General features: G+C 69.6%; 14 protein-coding genes. 6 read left to right on the top strand and 8 right to left on the bottom strand.

What is annotated here, in order from left to right; all coding sequences use genetic code 11:
- Window positions 1-678: 678 nt before the first annotated feature.
- The 3 genes from pqqA to PKE85_RS09645 form a co-directional block, all read right to left on the bottom strand.
- Window positions 679-759: a pyrroloquinoline quinone precursor peptide PqqA gene (pqqA, locus tag PKE85_RS17695; protein WP_128776471.1), complete on the bottom strand. Its 81-nt coding sequence runs from the start codon at window positions 757-759 to the stop codon at window positions 679-681.
- Between the two features lie 78 nt (window positions 760-837).
- Complete coding sequence (locus tag PKE85_RS09650; protein WP_271204525.1) at window positions 838-1,728, bottom strand: methyltransferase domain-containing protein; 891 nt, start codon at window positions 1,726-1,728, stop codon at window positions 838-840.
- Window positions 1,725-2,957 carry an SAM-dependent methyltransferase gene (locus PKE85_RS09645; RefSeq protein WP_271204524.1) on the bottom strand — a complete coding sequence of 411 codons (1,233 nt, stop codon included), beginning with the start codon at window positions 2,955-2,957 and terminating at the stop codon, window positions 1,725-1,727. The genes PKE85_RS09650 and PKE85_RS09645 overlap by 4 nt, the downstream gene beginning before the upstream one ends.
- A 12-nt stretch (window positions 2,958-2,969) precedes the next feature.
- Between PKE85_RS09645 and PKE85_RS09640 the strand changes: the two genes are divergently transcribed.
- From PKE85_RS09640 to PKE85_RS09620, 5 genes are all read left to right on the top strand, one after another.
- Window positions 2,970-3,782: a ComF family protein gene (locus PKE85_RS09640; RefSeq protein ID WP_271204523.1), complete on the top strand. Its 813-nt coding sequence runs from the start codon at window positions 2,970-2,972 to the stop codon at window positions 3,780-3,782.
- A 55-nt stretch (window positions 3,783-3,837) separates the two neighbouring features.
- Window positions 3,838-4,095 carry a glutaredoxin 3 gene (grxC, locus tag PKE85_RS09635; protein ID WP_271204522.1) on the top strand — a complete coding sequence of 86 codons (258 nt, stop codon included), beginning with the start codon at window positions 3,838-3,840 and terminating at the stop codon, window positions 4,093-4,095.
- Window positions 4,096-4,100: 5 nt separating this feature from the next.
- Window positions 4,101-4,976 carry a carbon-nitrogen hydrolase family protein gene (locus PKE85_RS09630; RefSeq protein WP_271204521.1) on the top strand — a complete coding sequence of 292 codons (876 nt, stop codon included), beginning with the start codon at window positions 4,101-4,103 and terminating at the stop codon, window positions 4,974-4,976.
- 16 nt (window positions 4,977-4,992) lie between these two features.
- Window positions 4,993-5,478, top strand: coding sequence for a DUF1178 family protein (locus PKE85_RS09625; protein WP_271204520.1), 486 nt, complete (start codon window positions 4,993-4,995; stop codon window positions 5,476-5,478).
- Between the two features lie 162 nt (window positions 5,479-5,640).
- Window positions 5,641-8,091 carry a DNA translocase FtsK gene (locus PKE85_RS09620; RefSeq protein WP_271204519.1) on the top strand — a complete coding sequence of 817 codons (2,451 nt, stop codon included), beginning with the start codon at window positions 5,641-5,643 and terminating at the stop codon, window positions 8,089-8,091.
- Between the two features lie 175 nt (window positions 8,092-8,266).
- Here PKE85_RS09620 and PKE85_RS09615 read toward each other — a convergent pair whose 3' ends face one another.
- Entirely contained in the window at window positions 8,267-10,477 is a 2,211-nt protein-coding gene (locus PKE85_RS09615) for a 3-hydroxyacyl-CoA dehydrogenase NAD-binding domain-containing protein (protein ID WP_271204518.1), read from the bottom strand.
- Between the two features lie 154 nt (window positions 10,478-10,631).
- On the opposite strand from PKE85_RS09615, the gene PKE85_RS09610 reads away from it, so the two are divergent.
- Window positions 10,632-11,705, top strand: a complete 1,074-nt coding sequence (locus PKE85_RS09610) for a Fic family protein (RefSeq protein WP_271204517.1) — start codon at window positions 10,632-10,634, stop codon at window positions 11,703-11,705.
- Between the two features lie 69 nt (window positions 11,706-11,774).
- Here the strand turns inward: PKE85_RS09610 and PKE85_RS09605 are convergent, their stop codons facing one another.
- From PKE85_RS09605 to PKE85_RS09590, 4 genes are all read right to left on the bottom strand, one after another.
- Window positions 11,775-12,983 carry an acetyl-CoA C-acetyltransferase gene (locus PKE85_RS09605; protein ID WP_271204516.1) on the bottom strand — a complete coding sequence of 403 codons (1,209 nt, stop codon included), beginning with the start codon at window positions 12,981-12,983 and terminating at the stop codon, window positions 11,775-11,777.
- A gap of 82 nt (window positions 12,984-13,065) precedes the next feature.
- Window positions 13,066-14,859, bottom strand: a complete 1,794-nt coding sequence (locus tag PKE85_RS09600) for an acyl-CoA dehydrogenase C-terminal domain-containing protein (protein ID WP_271204515.1) — start codon at window positions 14,857-14,859, stop codon at window positions 13,066-13,068.
- 84 nt (window positions 14,860-14,943) lie between these two features.
- The gene (locus tag PKE85_RS09595; RefSeq protein ID WP_271204514.1) at window positions 14,944-15,315 is read right to left on the bottom strand and encodes a response regulator; all 372 of its coding nucleotides are present in this window, start codon (window positions 15,313-15,315) and stop codon (window positions 14,944-14,946) included.
- Window positions 15,312-17,201, bottom strand: a complete 1,890-nt coding sequence (locus PKE85_RS09590) for a sensor histidine kinase (protein ID WP_271204513.1) — start codon at window positions 17,199-17,201, stop codon at window positions 15,312-15,314. Before PKE85_RS09590 ends, PKE85_RS09595 begins: the two co-directional genes overlap by 4 nt.
- Window positions 17,202-17,267 lie beyond the last annotated feature (66 nt).

Raw genomic sequence — 17,267 nt, 5'->3', positions numbered from 1 at the left:
CGCTGTTGGCCGCCCCGTCGTCCGGTGTGGCGCTTTATAGGCAGCACCCAACCAAGGTGTCAACGACGTCGAATTCGAAAAATGACGGTTCGGCGACGGAGGCCTTGTGGACGGCCTTCGCCGTTCGTTGGATTTTCACGGCCAAAACCCGCCTTTGACTGTGGAAAACTTTTTACGCCGCTTGGCGTTCTGGGGCCTTCGCGGGACGCTGTTCGGCTCCCTTCCCGGCCAGCGCGACGCTCCCCGCCGATCCGGCCCACGGAAGAATTTTCCTTAGATGATCTAGGAGTTTTTGCGATTTTTCGGCGATTCACGCAGTGAATCGATTCAGATTCGGCCGGTGAATCGCGGGCTGAGCCACGCCCCACAGGTGACCATCGAGAGACTTGGGGGGAGCCTGCGGCGTTCCAAGCCCCGTTCGTCGGCGGTCACCTTGGGGGCCTTTGGCGCAGAGCCTTGTGGCGTGGCCGCGGCGCGCCAGAGATGGCGATGCTCACAGCCGTCCGGACACGCGCGCCTGGGCGGCCACGGTCTCCCGGCCCGATGCGCGCCTGTCGTCGGTCCGGGCGCGAAGCGCTCCGCCGGCCCGGACCGGAGCGCAGGACCTGAAACGCAGAACGCCCCGCGCAGGGTCTGCGCGGGGCGTTCGAAAACTCAGTGGCTCAGGAGCTTAAAGGCTCAGAGCTCAGCCGGGCTGTACGAGGTGACCTCGAGGCCGACGGGGGTCTCTTCGACGATCGGAGCGGTCCAGATGGCCATGGTGGCCTCCCTTGGTTGTGCGGTCGTTCGCCGCGTTTCGATGATCGGATATTTAGGCGCCCCCATCGGAAACGCCAATTAATTCTCTGTCATGTTCGCGGCCCGGACCTGGCTCAGCGCATCCGCCAGACGGGCCGTGGCGGAGCCGGGCTTCAGCGGCTTCGGCTGGTCCGGATGCGGCGCCCAGCCCGACAGCCACACGATCTCGAACGTGGCGCGCACCCTTCCGTCGGCGTCGGCGAAGCGCGCGGCGTAGATCTCCACCAGCCGGGCGAGCGTGGCGCGGGCGAGCGGGCGTCGCGCGCGCTCCGTCAACGGATTCGCCGCGCCCCAGGCCCGCAGGTCCGCGAACAGCGCCAGCGGATGGGGGTAGCGCACCGTCACCCGGTCGGAATCGGTCACGGGCAGAGCGAACCCCGCCCGCTGCAGCAGCCCGCCGAAGGCGCGCACGTCCGCGAAGGGCGCCACATGGGGGCTGGAGCCGCCGGCGGTCTCCGCTTCGGCCTCGGCGAAGGCGGCGCGCAGCTCGTGCAGGGTGTCGCCGCCGAGCACGCAGGCGAGAAACAGCCCGTCCGGCTTCAGGGCGGCGCGGATCTGCGTGAGCGCGCCCGGCAGATCGTTGACGAGCTGCAGCGCAAGGCCGGACACGATGAGGTCGAACGCCCCGCCTTTCAGCGGGAGCGTCTCCGGATCAGCCACCAGATCGACGCCGGGGCCGGGGCGAAGCCCTGCGCGAACCGTGCGCCCCTCTCCCCGCCTGCGAGCGAGCGCGGCGGCGAAGCCCGGCCCCTGGGTCGCGAAATCGAGCGCCAGCGGGAAGCCGTGCAGGGTGGCGGCGAGCCGGTCCTCCAGATCCTCCGCCACGCGGCGGCGCAGGAAATCCGGCCCGTCCCCTCCCCTCCCGGCCCGCTCCAGCCGCCGGCGCAGCAGAGCCCGGTCGAACAGCGCAGGGACGCCGCCGCCGCTCATGCGCCGCGGCGGGCGTCTGCGGCGAGCAGTTCGGCCTCGCGGGCGCCCATGTAGTCGCGGGTCAGCGGCGCCGCCTCCGGGTCCTTCGTGAGCTGGATCTGGAACACCATGTGCTTGCCGTGGCGGAACGAGAACTCCGCCGTGATCAGATAGAACTCCCACATGCGGCAGAAGCGTTCGCCCAGCAGGGCCGCGGCCTGGGCGCGGTTGGCCTGGAAGCGCCGCTCCCAGTGGACCAGCGTCTCGGCGTAGTGCAGGCGCCAGATCTCGATGTCGGTCGCCCAGAGCTTGGCGCCCTCGATCGCGGTCAGGGTCTCCGACAGGGCCGGCGAGTAGCCGCCGGGGAAGATGTATTTCTTCACCCAGGCGCCGGTGACGCCCGGCCCGCCCTTGCGGCCGATGGAATGCAGCAGCGCCACGCCGTCCGGCGCAAGCAGTTTGGACACCTTGGCGAAAAAGGCCGGAAAGTTCTTCACGCCCACATGTTCGAACATGCCGACCGAAACGATGCGGTCGAACGGGCCTTCCACGTCGCGGTAGTCCATCAGCTCGAAGCGCACCCGGCCGGACAGCCCCCGCGCCGCCGCGCGCTCACGGGCGAGCGCCAGCTGCTCCTTGGACAGGGTGACGCCCACCACCTCCACGTCGCAGCTTTCCGCCAGATAGATCGCCATGGAGCCCCAGCCGGAGCCGATGTCGAGCACCCGCTGTCCGGGTTTCAGGTCGAGCTTGGCCGCGATGTGGCGCAGCTTGGCGGTCTGGGCCTGCTCCAGCGTGTCGTCGGGGGAGCGGAAATAGGCGCAGGAGTAGTTCAGCCCCTCGTCGAGAAACAGCCGGTACATCGCGTTGGAGAGGTCGTAATGCGCCTCCACGTTCTTCGCGGAACGGCCGGCGGTGTTGGGCTTCGCCCAGCGCTTCAGCGTCTTGAGCGAGCGCCGCAGAACCTTCTGCAGCGGCAGGCCGCGAAGCCGCCCCCGGTTCAGCGCATAGAGCGTGAGGAAATCCCGCAGGGTCCCATGCTCGATGGTGAGGCGGCCGTCCATATAGGCCTCGCCCGCCTTGAGCTCCGGGTTGAGCAGCAGGTCGCGCGCCACCTTCGCGTCGTGCAGGCGGAGCGTGACCTCCGGCCCCGGCCCGCCGCGATGGGCGTGGGCGACGCCCTTATGATCGATGATCGTCAGCGCGCCGACGCCGACGAAACGGCGTAGCATGGCTTGAAACAGATCCATCAGCGGCTCCGCATGGACACTGAGCGCCTGAATAGAGCAGACGACGAACGCGCGCGACGGTTTTCCGCACGCGGGGCCGCCGCCGGCCTGTGGCGGGGGCTCGCCCGGCTCGGCGGAGCGGCGCTCGATCTGGCGCTGCCGCCGCAGTGCCTCGCCTGCGCCAGCCCCGTCGCCTCGAATGGCGGGCTGTGCCTCGCCTGCTGGGGCGGGATGCGGCTGATCGAGCGGCCCTATTGCGAGCGGCTGGGAACCCCGTTCCCGGCGGATTTCGGCCCCGGACTGGTGTCGCCCAGGGCGCTGGCCTCTCCGCCGGCCTGGGGCCGGGCGCGGGCGGCGGCGCGGTTCGAGGGACCGGCGCGGGAGCTGGTCCACCGGCTGAAATACGCCGACGGCCTGCACCTCGCCGGCCCCATGGGCGCGCTCATGGCCCGCGCGGGCCATGAGCTGCTCGGACCGGACGCGTTGCTGGTCCCCGTGCCGCTGCATCGCGGGCGGATGTGGCGGCGGCGGTTCAACCAGTCCGCCCTGCTGGCGCGGCAGGTGGCGAAGATCTCCGGCGCGGCTCTGGAGCTGCAGGCGATCGAGCGGATCAAGGCCACCCGGCCGCAGGTGGGGCTCACCGCCGCCCAGCGCGCCGCCAACCTGCAGGGCGCGTTCCGGCTGTCGGCGCGGGGGCGGGCGCTGGTTCCCGGCCGGAGGATCGTGCTGGTGGACGACGTGATGACCACCGGCGCGACCCTGGACCGGCTGGCGCGGCTGCTGCGGCGGGCCGGCGCGGCGGAGGTGGACGCGCTGACCTTCGCCCTGGTTGTGAACGACGCGTGACGGGTTATATCGTCGGACGAGACCCTGAAGATCCGCTCGAAGACCAGAGGCCCCAATGTCGTCCGTGACCGTCTACGCGCGTGTGGGCTGCCCCTATTGCGACATGGCGAAAGCGCTGCTCCGCCGCAAGAACGTGGCTTTCGAGGAGATCGACATCGGCCGCGAGCCCGCGCGCCGGCCGGAGATGATCGAGCGCGCCGGCGGCCGCACCACGGTGCCGCAGATCTTCATCGACGGCCGGCACATCGGCGGCTGCGACGATCTGCACGCGCTGGACGCGGCGGGCGGGCTCGACCCGCTGCTGGCGGCGTGAGCCCCATGAGCGAGACCGGGACCCGTTTCGTGGCCGCCTGCGCCCAGATGCGCACGGGCCGCGACGTCAACGCCAACATCGACGCCGCGGCCAGGCTGATCCGCGAGGCCAAGGACGGCGGGGCGCACTATGTGCAGACGCCGGAGATGACCAACATCCTGGTGCGGTCACGCGAGGAGCTGTTCGCCGCCATCCTGCCGGAGAACGCCTGCCCCGCGCTCGCCGCGTTCCAGGAGCTCGCCCGCGGCATGGGGCTGTGGCTGCATCTGGGCTCGCTCGCGGTGCGGCTCGAAGGCGAGCGCGCCGCGAACCGGGCGTTCGTGATCGACCCTGAGGGCGAGATCGTCGCCCGCTACGACAAGATCCACATGTTCGACGTGGACCTGCCGAACGGGGAGAGCTGGCGGGAATCCGCCACCTACCGTCCGGGCGAGACCGCGATCGTGGCCGACCTCCCCTGGGGCCGGCTCGGCCTGACCATCTGCTACGACGTGCGCTTCCCCACCCTGCACCGGGCGCTGGCGGAGAACGGCGCTTCGGTCCTCGCCGCGCCGGCCGCCTTCACGAAACAGACCGGCGAGGCGCACTGGCACGTGCTGCTGCGCTCCCGCGCCATCGAGACCGGCTCCTTCGTTATCGCCGCCGCCCAGGGCGGACGCCACGAAGACGGGCGCGACACCTATGGCCACAGCCTGATCGTGGACCCCTGGGGCAAGGTGCTGGCGGAGCTCGACCACGCCGAGCCGGGCGTGATTCTCGCCGAGATCGACCTTGCGGAGTCGGCGGCCGCGCGCAAGCGCATCCCGGCGCTGGAGAACGGCCGCCGCTTCGGCCTGCTGCCGCCGTCCGAGCCGACGCGGCTGCACGAGGTCGGCGCCTGAGGCCGTTCGCTTCATCATGATTCGCTACGACCTCACCTGCGGCTGCGGCGCGCGCTTCGACGGCTGGTTCCGCTCTTCCGCAGATTTCGACGCCCAGCAGGCGCGCGGGCTGCTCAGCTGCCCGGCGTGTGGCGGGAGCGCCGTGACCAAGGCGCTGATGGCGCCGGCCATCGCAGCCGGCCGCAAAGGCGCGGAGACGGAAGCGGAACCGCCGGCGCCCTCCCCCACTCCCTCACCGGCGGGCGCGTCCGGGGAATCGGTGGAGCTGGCCTCCGAGGGCGACCGCGAGCTGCGCGCCCGGCTCAAGGCGCTGCGCGACCACGTGACCCGCACCTCCGAGAACGTGGGCGACCGGTTCCCCGACCTTGCCCGCCGGATGCACGCGGAGGAGATCGAGCGCCGCTCCATCTACGGCCGCGCCACGCCCGACGAGGCCCGCGCGCTGGCGGAGGACGGCGTGGCGTTCCACCCTCTGCCGGCGTTTCCCGACGACGCCAACTGAATCCGCCGGACGGCCTCGGAACCGAGGCTGTTCCAGCGGGTCGCCGCCTGTGGACGGCGCCGCCGCATGACGCCGGCTCCACGCTTCATTAACTCTGCTCTTTCTAACTGGAGGCTCTGAGATCACCCGGCGCCGCGGCGCCGCAATCCGGGACTGCAGGCCATGAACTTCTCGGGACGTCCGCCCGCCTCTGATTCCGACGCGACCGGACTCCGACCCGCCGATTCCCGGCGTCCGCAGGCGCCGGGCGAGGTGCGCTCGGTGCGCACGCCGGACCGCGTGCTGCGGGAGCGCCGCGCCCGCGATCTCACCGACGCGCTCGATGCCTCCGTGCCCGTGACGCCGCAGCCGCCGGAGCCGCTGCTCGGCCTCGACGCGCTCTACGACGCCCATATCGTGCCGAGCTGGCTGCAGCCCTTCGCCATCGGTCCCAACGCCCGCTTCACCCGCACGCCGGACAGCATCCTGCGCGGCCATGCGGGCCTGCCCGAGGACGAGGCGCTGGAGCCGATCGCGCCGGAGACCGCCGCCGACGCCATCGCCGCCATGACCTTCGACGAGGCGGAGGTCGCGGCCGAAGCCGCTCGCGCCGCCGCGGCGGCCGCGCAGATCCTCGCCGCAAGCCGGCGCCCCGCGACGCTGCGCCGCCTCGCCGACGTCATCCGCCTCGAGGGCCCGACGCCGGACGCCGCGGCGGAGCAGGACAACGCGGCGCTCGCGCCGGCGCCGGACGCAGCGCCCGACGCCGCGGCGGCCGTGGTCGAACAGCCTGCGCCGGCGCCCGCCCATGACCTGCTCGGCCACCCCTTCGGCTTCGCGCCGGTGAGCTATGTGGCGTCGTTTTCCTGGGCGCCCTCGGTGACGCCCGCGCCGGCCGCTGCGCCCGCCGTCCCCGCTCCCGCCGCAGCGCCCGAGCCGCAGGCCCCCGCCGCCGTGGCCGAACCCGCGCCCGTGGAAGTGATCGCTCCGGTTCCGGCGCCGGCCGCGCCGGTCGCCGTTCAGGCCCCGAAGCCCCAGCCTGTGGCGGCCCCCGCCGCACAGGCTCCAGCCGTTTCCGCCCCGGCCCGGCGCGTGATCAGCGGCGAATACGAGCTGCCGCCGCTGGAGCTGCTGGCGCTGCCGCCGGCGACCGAGCCCACCTTCGAGCAGTCCGAGGAGTTCCTGGAGAAGAACTCGGTCAAGCTGCAGCAGACGCTCAACGACTTCGGCGTGCGCGGCGAGATCATCGACGCCAATCCCGGTCCCGTGGTCACGCTCTACGAGCTTGAGCCCGCGCCCGGCACAAAGTCGAGCCGCGTCATCGCGGTCGCGCCCGACATCGCCCGCTCCATGAGCGCGGTGTCGGCCCGCGTGGCCGTGGTGGAAGGCCGCAACGTCATCGGCATCGAGCTGCCCAACGCCCGGCGCGAGACCGTGTATCTGCGCGAGCTGCTGGAGACGCCGGAGTTCGGCGAGACCAAGCACAAGCTCGCCGTCGGCCTCGGTAAGACCATCGGCGGCGAGCCGGTGATCGCCGACCTCGCCCGCATGCCGCACCTGCTGGTGGCCGGCACCACCGGCTCGGGCAAGTCGGTCGCCATCAACACCATGATCCTCAGCCTGCTTTACATGCACTCGCCCGAGAAGTGCCGGCTGATCATGGTCGATCCCAAGATGCTGGAGCTTTCGGTCTACGAGGGCATCCCGCACCTGCTGACCCCGGTCGTGACCGACCCGAAGAAGGCCGTGATCGCGCTCAAATGGGCGGTGCGCGAGATGGAGGACCGCTATCGCAAGATGGCGAAGCTCGGCGTGCGCAACATCGACGGCTTCAACGCCCGCGCCGCCGAGGCGGTCGCCAACGGCGAGACCGTGACGCGCCTCGTCCAGACCGGCTTCGACCGCGAGACCGGCGAGGCGATCCACGCGGAGGAGGCGCTCGACCTCAGCCCGCTGCCCTACATCGTCATCATCGTCGACGAGATGGCCGACCTGATGATGGTGGCCGGCAAGGAGATCGAGGGCGCGATCCAGCGCCTCGCCCAGATGGCGCGCGCCGCCGGCATCCACCTGATCATGGCGACCCAGCGTCCGTCGGTGGACGTGATCACCGGCACCATCAAGGCCAACTTCCCCACCCGCATCTCGTTCCAGGTGACCAGCAAGATCGACAGCCGCACCATCCTCGGCGAGATGGGCGCGGAGCAGCTGCTCGGTCAGGGCGACATGCTGCACATGGCCGGCGGCGGCCGCATCACCCGCGTCCACGGCCCCTTCGTCTCCGACGCCGAGGTGGAGAAGGTGGTGGACCACCTGAAGCTGCAGGGCCGGCCGGAGTATCTCGACGAGGTCACCGCCGACGAGGAGGAGCTCGCCGCAGGCCCCGACGCGGACGAGGGCGGCCCGGACACGGCGGTGTTCGATCAGGGCGAGTTCTCGGAGGATTCCAGCGATCTCTACGAGCAGGCGGTGGCCGTGGTGCTGCGCGACCGCAAGGCCTCCACCTCCTACATCCAGCGCCGGCTGCAGATCGGCTACAACCGCGCCGCCTCGCTGATGGAGCGCATGGAGAAGGAAGGCATCGTCGGCGCCGCCAACCACGCCGGCAAGCGCGAGATCTTCCGCGGCGCGTGACGGCGGACTGGCGGAGGTTCAAACACGAAGGGCGCGCCGCGGACAAGCGGCGCGCCCTTCTGCTTTCGAGCTTTCAGGGCCAGATCGAAATTCCACGCTCTCCGTCATGCCCGGCGCACGCCGGGCATGACGGCGTGTGACGTCCGACGGCGCCCGAAGGCCGCGGCCTTTTCCCTCAGGCGGCCGCCTTCGCGGGGCCGGCGAAGCGGCCGTAGAAGGTCTCGCCCGTGTCGGCGAGATCGAACAGCAGGCTGTTGGGCGCGAAGCGGGCGCCGTGCTTCGCCTCCAGCGCCTGCGCCTTGGCGACGAAGGCCTTTGCTCCCATGCCGTCGATCCAGCTCAGCGGCCCGCCGGTGAAGGGCGCGAAGCCGAAGCCGAGAATGGCGCCCACATCCGCCTCGCGCATGTCGGAGATGACGCCCTCCTCCACCGTGCGCGCCGCGTCCAGCGCCTGGGCGACGAGGAAGCGGTCGCGCAGCTCGGCCACGTCGATGGCGTCCGGGTCGAGCTTGGCCTCCACCACCTCGGCGAGGCCCGGCCACAGGCTCTTCTTGCCGCCTTCGGGATAGTCGTAGAAGCCCTTGCCGTTCTTGCGGCCGAGCCGGCCTTCGGTCTCCACCAGCCGGCGCAGCAGCGTCTCCTGCGCCGGGTTCACCGCCTGCTCGCCGAGCTGGGCCTTGGTGGCGTTGAGGATCTTCAGGCCAAGATCGAGCGCCACCTCGTCATTGAGCGACAGCGGCCCAACCGGCATGCCGGCCTGCTTCGCCACGTTCTCGATCATGGCCGCGGGCACGCCCTCGGTCAGCATCAGGTGGCCTTCCAGCATGTAGGCGATGACGCAGCGGTTGGCGAAGAAGCCGCGGCTGTCCTTGACCACGATCGGCGTCTTGCGGATCGCCGCCACATAGTCGAGCGCGACGGCGAGCGCCTCGTCGCCGGTCTTCTCGCCCTCGATCACCTCCACCAGCATCATCTTCTCGACCGGGGAGAAGAAATGGATGCCGACGAAGCGCTCGGGCCGCGACGAATGTTTCGCAAGGCCCGAGATCGGCAGGGTCGAGGTGTTGGAGGCGAAGATCGCCTCCGGCTTCAGCGCCGCCTCCACCTTGGCGATGACCTCGGCCTTCACCTTCGGGTCCTCGAACACCGCCTCGATCACCAGATCGCAGTCGCCGAGCGCGCCGTAGTCGTCGGTCGCCGTGATGCGGCCGAGCAGCGCGTCGCGCTCCGCGCCGGTGGCGCGGCCCTTGGCCACCTGCCCCGAGATCAGCGCGCGGGCGAACTCCTTGCCCTTGTCGGCGGCGGCCTGGTCGCGATCCACCAGCACCACCTCGATCCCGGCCTGGGCGGTGACATAGCCCACGCCCGCGCCCATGAAGCCCGCGCCCACCACGCCGACCTTCTTCAGCGCGGACTTCGCGACGCCCGCCGGCCGCCGGGCGCCCTTGTTCAGCTCCTGCATGGAGACGAACAGGGTGCGGATCATCGCCGCCGCCTCCGGGCTGCGCAGCACCTTGGCGAACAGCCGGCTCTCCACCGTGAGGGCCAGGTCCATCGGCAGCTGCAGCCCCTCGAACACCGCCTGCAGCATGGCGAAGATGTTCGGGTAGTTGCCCTGCGTCTCCCGGCGGTAGATGGCGTTGGCCGGCGGGAAGGTCATGAAGCCGCCCTTCGACCACACCGGGCCGCCGGGCAGCTTGAAGCCCTTCTCGTCCCACGGCTTCACCGCCTTCGGCGCGGTCTTCAGCCACGCCTTGGCGCGGTCGACGATCTCGGCCTCGGGCGCCACCTCGTCCACGAGGCGCATGGCGCGGGCCTTGTCGGGGCGGATCTGCTCGCCCTTCATCAGCATCTGCAGCGCGTCCTGGGGCGGCAGCAGCCGCGCCACCCGCTGGGTGCCGCCGGCGCCGGGGAACAGCCCCACCTTCACCTCCGGCAGGCCCACGCGGGTCGAGCCGTCGTTGGCCGCGACACGGTAATGGCAGGCGAGCGCCAGCTCGAACGCGCCGCCGAGGCACACGCCCCGGATCGCGATCGCCCACGGCTTGCCCGAGGTCTCGATCCGCCGGTAGAGCTGCGACAGCTTGCGGCTCTCGTCGAACACCGCCTGCGCCGCGGCGGTTTCGCCGCTCTGCGCCCGCTCGCGCTCGTAGAGCCGGGCGATGCCTTCCAGCATGGTGAGATCGGCGCCGCCGGAAAACGCTTTCTTGCCCGACGAGATCACGACGCCCCTGATCGCCTCCTCGGCGATCACCCGGTCCACGATCCCGGAAAGCTCCTGGATCGCGTCCGCGGTCAGCACGTTCATGGAGCGGCCGGGCATGTCCCAGACGACGGACAGCAGGCCGTCGTCGTCGAGCTCGGCGCGGAAGTTGGTCTCGGTCATGATGAAGCTCGCCTATGAACGGAATGTCCTGATTGGCGGCCTATCTGTGCATGGCCGCCGGAAATGTCTGCGCTGGTGTTCAAGATGCTTGCCCATACTGCCTGGCATATGGCCATACTGGGCTTCCTGTTACGCGCCGAAAAAGAGAAGAAACATGGCGTCGCTGGTTCCTTCTGTTCTTGATCGCTTGACTTTGACGCACGATCTTGTCTCGACCATCCGCGCGATTGGCGAAGGAAAGGGAAAGCAGGATCTCTTTCAGGAACGCGCGCCCGATGTTCTTGAGAATTTGCGGCAAGTCGCGCTCATCGAGAGCACTGAATCGTCCAATCGGCTTGAGGGCGTCACAGTCCCACGCACGATGCTTGAACGGTTGGTCAAAGGCGCGGAGCCGAGCGGCGATAACCGCTCCGAAGGAGAGATCGCTGGTTACCGCCACGTGCTTGGCGTCATTCACGAACGTCAGGAATATATTGAACTCACGCCAAACATCATTCGCCAACTGCATCGGGATCTCTTTCGATTTTCCGGCCACACAGGCGGCGATTGGAAAAGAGGCGACAACAGCATCACTGAACGCCGCCCCGACGGCACGGTCTTCATACGATTTCAGCCAACCCCAGCTTGGCAAACGGATGAAGCCATGCGGGATCTTCACGAAAGTTACATCGCCTCCGCCAACACCGAGGTCGACCCTCTCATCCTCATCGCCCTTTACGTTCTCGACTTTCTTTGCATCCATCCCTTTTCCGACGGCAACGGCCGGATGGTGAGACTTCTTAGCGTGCTGCTCTTATACCGCGAAGATTACAATGTTGTTCGCTACATTTCCCTAGAGAGACTCATCGAGCAAACAAAAGACAGCTATTACGATACTCTATACCGTTCGAGCCAAGGTTGGCATGCCAATGGGCATGATCCGATGCCATGGGTGTCCTATTTCCTCGGCATCGTCAGCGCCGCTTACGCTGAATTCGAACGCGATATCGGCGACCTTCGCGATGGCAGGGGCATGAAGACAAGGATGGTGCGGCAGGCCATCGACGGCATGATCGGGGATTTTTCGATCTCCGAACTGCATCAACGTTGCCCAAGCGTTGGCTGGGACATGGTGCGTTATGTACTGCGCAACGAACGCGAAGCCGGACGCCTGCAGCCTATCGGTCGAGGCCGCGGCGCCCGATGGCGACGGATCGAAAACACGGCTGAAAACGGGAGCACCGCCTAACAATGGGGTAATGAAGGACATCTCATTACCCCATTGGCCGCCGTTATTGCCCTGTTTTCCGCCATGTCCTCACACCCGCTCAATGATGGTGGCGGTGCCCATGCCGGCGCCGATGCACAGCGTCACCAGCGCGGTGGATTTGCCCGAACGCTCCAGCTCGTCGACCGCCGTTCCGAGGATCATGGCGCCGGTGGCGCCCAGCGGATGGCCGAGCGCGATGGCTCCGCCGTTGACGTTCACCCTGGCGTCGTCGAGATCGAAAGCCTGCAGGTAGCGCAGCACCACCGCGGCGAAGGCCTCGTTGACCTCGAACAGGTCGATGTCGCCGATGGTCATGCCGGCGCGGGCCAGCACCTTCTTGGTCACGTCCACCGGCCCGGTCAGCATCAGCGCCGGCTCGGAGCCGATGTTGGCGAAGGCCCGGATGCGCGCGCGCGGCGTCAACCCGATGGCGGCGCCCGCTTCCTTCGCGCCCACCAGCACGGCGGCGGCTCCGTCCACGATGCCGGAGGAGTTGCCGGCATGGTGGACATGGGTGACGCGCTCCACGTCCGGATGGGCGTAGGTCGCCACCGCGTCGAAGCCGCCGAGCTCGCCCATCTCCGCGAAGGAGGGCTTGAGCCCGCCCAGCGACTGCATGGTGGCGTCGGGGCGCATGTGCTCGTCGCGGTCGAGCAGGGTGATCCCGTTCACGTCCGTGACGGGGACCACCGAGCGCGCGAAGCGTCCCTCGCCCCACGCCGTCGCGGCGCGCTTCTGGCTCTCCACCGCATAGGCGTCCACGTCGTCGCGGGAGAAGCCGTATTTGGTGGCGATCAGATCGGCGGAGACGCCCTGCGGCATGAAGTAAGACTTGACCGCGATCGCCGGGTCCATGGGCCAGGCGCCGCCGGAAGCGCCGAGGCCGACCCGGCTCATGCTCTCCACCCCGCCGCCGATGGCGAGATCGTGCTGGCCGGACATGACCTGCGCGGCGGCGAAGTTCACGGCGTCGAGGCCGGAGGCGCAGAAGCGGTTGATCTGCACGCCCGGCACGTCGATCCCGTAATCGGCCGCGAGCGCCGCGGCGCGGGCGATGTCGCCGCCCGCCTCGCCCACCGGGTCGACGCAGCCCAGCACCACGTCGTCCACCGGGACCGTGTCGAGGCCGTTGCGCTCCTTCAGCGCCTTCAGCGCCGTGACCGCGAGGCCGAGCGAGGACACCTCGTGCAGCGCGCCGTCCGGCTTGCCGCGCCCGCGCGGCGTGCGCACGGCGTCGAAGATGTAGGCGTCGGGCATTGGTCCTCTCTCGCGTGGTGCGGTCCGGGCATGGCCGGGACCGGCTTCCTGTTCAGGACGGCATGCGAAACGTAACCGCGGATCAGAACGCGTCCGGCGGCAGCGCCATCACGGCGTCGGCGCCGGCGGACAGGGCCGCGAGCCGCGCCGCCGTCTCGGGCAGCTCCCGCTCCATGAAGAAGCGGCCGAGCGTCAGCTTGGCGTCCATCTCGGCCGCCGGCCGCGCCCCGTCCGCCTTGCGGTCGAGCGCCGTGCGGGCGATCCTGGCCCACATGAAGCCGAGCGCCACCAGGCCGAACAGGCGCATGTAGTCGCTGGCGCCGGCGCCGGCGTTGTCGGGCTTGCCCATGGCGTTGGCCATGAACCACATGGTGGCCTTCTGCAGGTCCTCCCGCGCGGCCTTCAGCGGCCCGAGGAACGGCTTCAGCCCCTCCTCGTCGGCGTTGTCCTTCAGGAAGGCGTCCACCTCCTTGAAGAAGGCCATGATGGCCCGGCCGCCGTCGCGCGGCAGCTTGCGGCCCACCAGGTCCATGGCCTGCACGCCGTTCGCGCCCTCGTAGATCTGGGCGATGCGGGCGTCGCGCACGAACTGCTCCATGCCGTGCTCGGCGATGTAGCCGTGCCCGCCGAACATCTGCTGCGCCTTCACCGTGTTGTCGAAGCCCACGTCGGTGATGACGCCCTTGATCACCGGGGTCATGAGGCCCATGGCGTCGTCGCCGGACTGGCGGTCCTTGGGGTCGTCGCTCACATGGGCCACGTCGCCCTTGAGCGAGGTCCACAGCACCAGCGCGCGGGCGGCCTCGTTGAACGCCTTGATGGAAAGCAGGGTGCGCCGCACGTCCGGATGGACGAGAATGGGGTCGGCGGGCTTGTCCGCCGCCTTGACGCCGGTCAGCGCCCGGCCCTGCAGCCGGTCCTTGGCGTAGGCCGCCGCGTTCTGATAGGCGACCTCGGACTGGGCGAGCCCCTGCACGCCGACGCCGAGCCGCGCCTCGTTCATCATGGTGAACATGGCGGCCAGGCCGCGGTTCTCCTCGCCCACCAGCCAGCCGGTCGCGCCGTCGTAGTTCATGACGCAGGTGGCGTTGCCGTGTATGCCCATCTTGCGCTCGATCGCGCCGCAGGACACGCCGTTGCGGGCGCCGACCGAGCCGTCCTCGCCCACCAGATTGCGGGGCACGACGAACAGCGAGATGCCCTTGGTGCCCTCAGGCGCGCCCTGGATGCGGGCCAGCACCAGATGCACGATGTTGTCGGTCAGGTCGTGCTCGCCGGCCGAGATGAAGATCTTGGCGCCGGTGATGGCGTAGGAGCCGTCGCCGTTCGGGACCGCGCGGGTGCGGATCAGGCCGAGATCCGTGCCGCAGTGGGGCTCGGTCAGGTTCATGGTGCCGGTCCATTCGCCGGACACCATCTTGGGCAGGTAGAGCCGCTTCTGCTCGTCGGAGCCGTGCAGCGTCAGCGCCGCGATCGCGCCCTGGGTCAGGCCGGGATACATGGTCAGCGCCATGTTGGCGGACGACATGTATTCGCTGACGATCATGGCCAGCGTGCGCGGCAGGCCCTGGCCGCCATGCTCGGGATCGGCGGAGAGCCCGACCCAGCCGCCGTCCGCGAAGGCGCGGTAGGCGTCGCGGAAGCCCCTGGGCGTCGTGACCGCGCCATCGGGACCGCGGGCGCAGCCCTCTTCGTCGCCCGACTGGTTGAGCGGCTGGAACGTCTCCTCGGCGAGCTTCGCCGCCTCGTTCAGGATGGCCTCAACCGTGTCGCGCGTGGCGTCGGCGAAGCCGGGCAGATTGGCGTGCCGCTCGAAGCCCAGCACGTCGTAAAGCAGGAAAAGCGTATCCTCGACCGGCGCCTTGTAACTCGGCATGGCGTTTGCTCCGCCTTGGTGTGCGGATGCACTATACCTGAAAACGTTGGCCCGTGAACCGCGCAGCGCGCCTTTTTGACGCGATCATCCGCGATGCTGGAAATAGCTCAGCGCCTCAATGAGATCGGCGGCGACGAAAGGCTTCTGCAGGGTGCGGGCGTCCGGATAGCGGCCGATCACGCCAGCCTCGCCGTAACCGGTGGTGAACACGATGGGCACGCCTTTCGCCGCGAGCGCGTCGGCCACGGGAAAGCTCTTCTCGCCGCCGAGATTGACGTCGAGCAAAGCGCCGTCCAGCGCCGCGGCGTCCAGCAGCTTCATCGCCTGCGCCACCCCGCCGGCAGGGCCCACCACGTCCACGCCGTGGTCGAGCAGCATGTCCTCGATCATCATCGAGATCATGGCCTCGTCCTCGACGACGAGAATCTTCAGGCCGGAAAAATCACGCTCGCTCATTGCGCCAAGACTTTCTGCGAAAGGGGGACGAGGAGCGTGCAAGCCACCCCGTCGGGAGCGAAGTCGATGCGCGCCTCGCCTCCCAGTTCCTGAACGATGCCGCGCTCGATCAGCCGGCATCCATATCCGCGCCGGGCGGGCTCGTTGACCTGAGGGCCTCCGGACTCCCGCCACGCCATCTCGAGCCGGCGGCCATCGTCGCCGATCGCCCAGCCCAGCGCCACCTCTCCGTTCGGCACGGACAGCGCGCCGTACTTCTGCGCGTTGGAGGCGAGCTCATGCAGCGCCATGGTCATGGTGACCGCCGCGGTGGGCGACAGCCGCACGGGATCGCCGCCGACCGTCACCCGTCCGGCCGCGATCCCGAACGGGGCCAGCGTCACGGCGGCGAGTTCGCCGAGCTGGGCGCTGGACCACGTTTCCCGCATCAGCAGGTCGTGGGCGCGCGACAGCGCCATGAGCCGCGCGTTGAAGGTGGCCTGGAAATCGTCGAGGTCGACCGCGCTGCGCTGGGTCTGGCGTGCGAGCGCCTGCACGGTCGCCAGATTGTTTTTCACCCGGTGGTTGAGCTCGGCGAGCAGCAGGCTGCGCATCCGCTCCGCCTCACGGCGCTCGGACACGTCCGCGGTCACGCCGAAAAAGCCGCTCGGATCGCCGTCCTCGCCCACCAGCACGGTGACGTTGCTGACGGCCCAGGGGGCCGTCCCGTCCGGGCGCAGGCAGCGCTTCTCGATATCGAAGGCTTCGCCCGTCTCCACGGCGCGCCCGAAGCGGCGCGCCACGTCGTCGCGGTCATCCGGATGCGACACCTCGGCCATGGTGACGTGGCGCAGGCTTTCAGGCGCGCGGCCGAGCAGCCGCGCCATCGCGGCGTTGACACGGAGGAAGCGTCCGTCCAGCGCCATCTCCGACATTCCGACGGCGGATTGGCCAAAAATCGCGGACAGCCGGGCCTCGCTTTCGCGCAGGCGCCACATCGCGCCCGCCTGCTCATGGCCAAGCCAAAGGCGATCCGCCACCTCCCGCGCCGCCTGACGGTCGTAGACCGTCCATTCGGACGGCGCAGCGCGATCGACGAACACCGCCGCCATGACCTTGCCGCCGCGGGACACCGGCGCGACGAGGCGGCTCGCCACGCCGCGGTTGAACGGCTCCACGTCCGGCAGGTCGTCGGCGACGAAGGTCCCGTCGCTGTCGGCGTCGCGCCAGCCGAGAGCGCGCAGCGAGATCGGGCCGGGCTTCAGCCCGTCGCCGCAGCCGCTCCAGAGCCCCCGAAGCTCGGCCGCGTCGCGCTCGCCCCGCACGTCCACATAACCGGCGCGGGTGGCGGCCAGCGACGTCCCGACCAGAGGCAGCACCGCCGACAGCACGTCGGCCGGGCGGGAGCCGGGGGCGGTCGCGGCGCGGATGCGGTCGGCCGCCTCGAACAGGAACTCCCGGCTCCTGGCGGTGCGCACCAGATCCGTGGTCTCGTGGCCCTGATTGAGCACGCCCACGACGCCCGCGCCTTCGTCGAGGATCGGCGTGAAGCTGTAGTTCCAATAGCTTTCGGAGCGCCGCCCGCCGCGTTCCATGGGCAGCATCTGGTCGAAGGCCGAAAAGCCCCGGCCCGTGGCGACCACATTGTCGAACTGCGGCCCGACGATCGGCCAGATGTCCGGCCAGACTTCAGCCGCGGGCCGCCCGAGCGACCAGGGATGGCGGTCGGCCGGGATGGGCGCCCAGGCGTCGTTGTAGAGCAGGCGGAGGTCCGCGCCCCAGTAGATGGCGGTGGGGTAGCTCGAATTGAGGCACAGGCCGAGCGCGATCTTCAGCGCCTGAGGCCAGCCGTCGATCCGGCCGAACGGGGTCGACGACCAGTCGTGGTCGCGGATCCGCGCAGCCATTTCTCCGCCCGCCCTGAACACGCCGCCCGGTCGCCTCCCTCAACGCTTTCGACGGTCGGCCGCCAT

It is taken from the genome of Methylopila jiangsuensis (assembly GCF_027922305.1).
GTDB lineage: Bacteria > Pseudomonadota > Alphaproteobacteria > Rhizobiales > Methylopilaceae > Methylopila > Methylopila jiangsuensis.
Note: the sequence above shows the minus strand (reverse complement) of the source record. Positions and strands in the feature narration are given on the sequence as shown.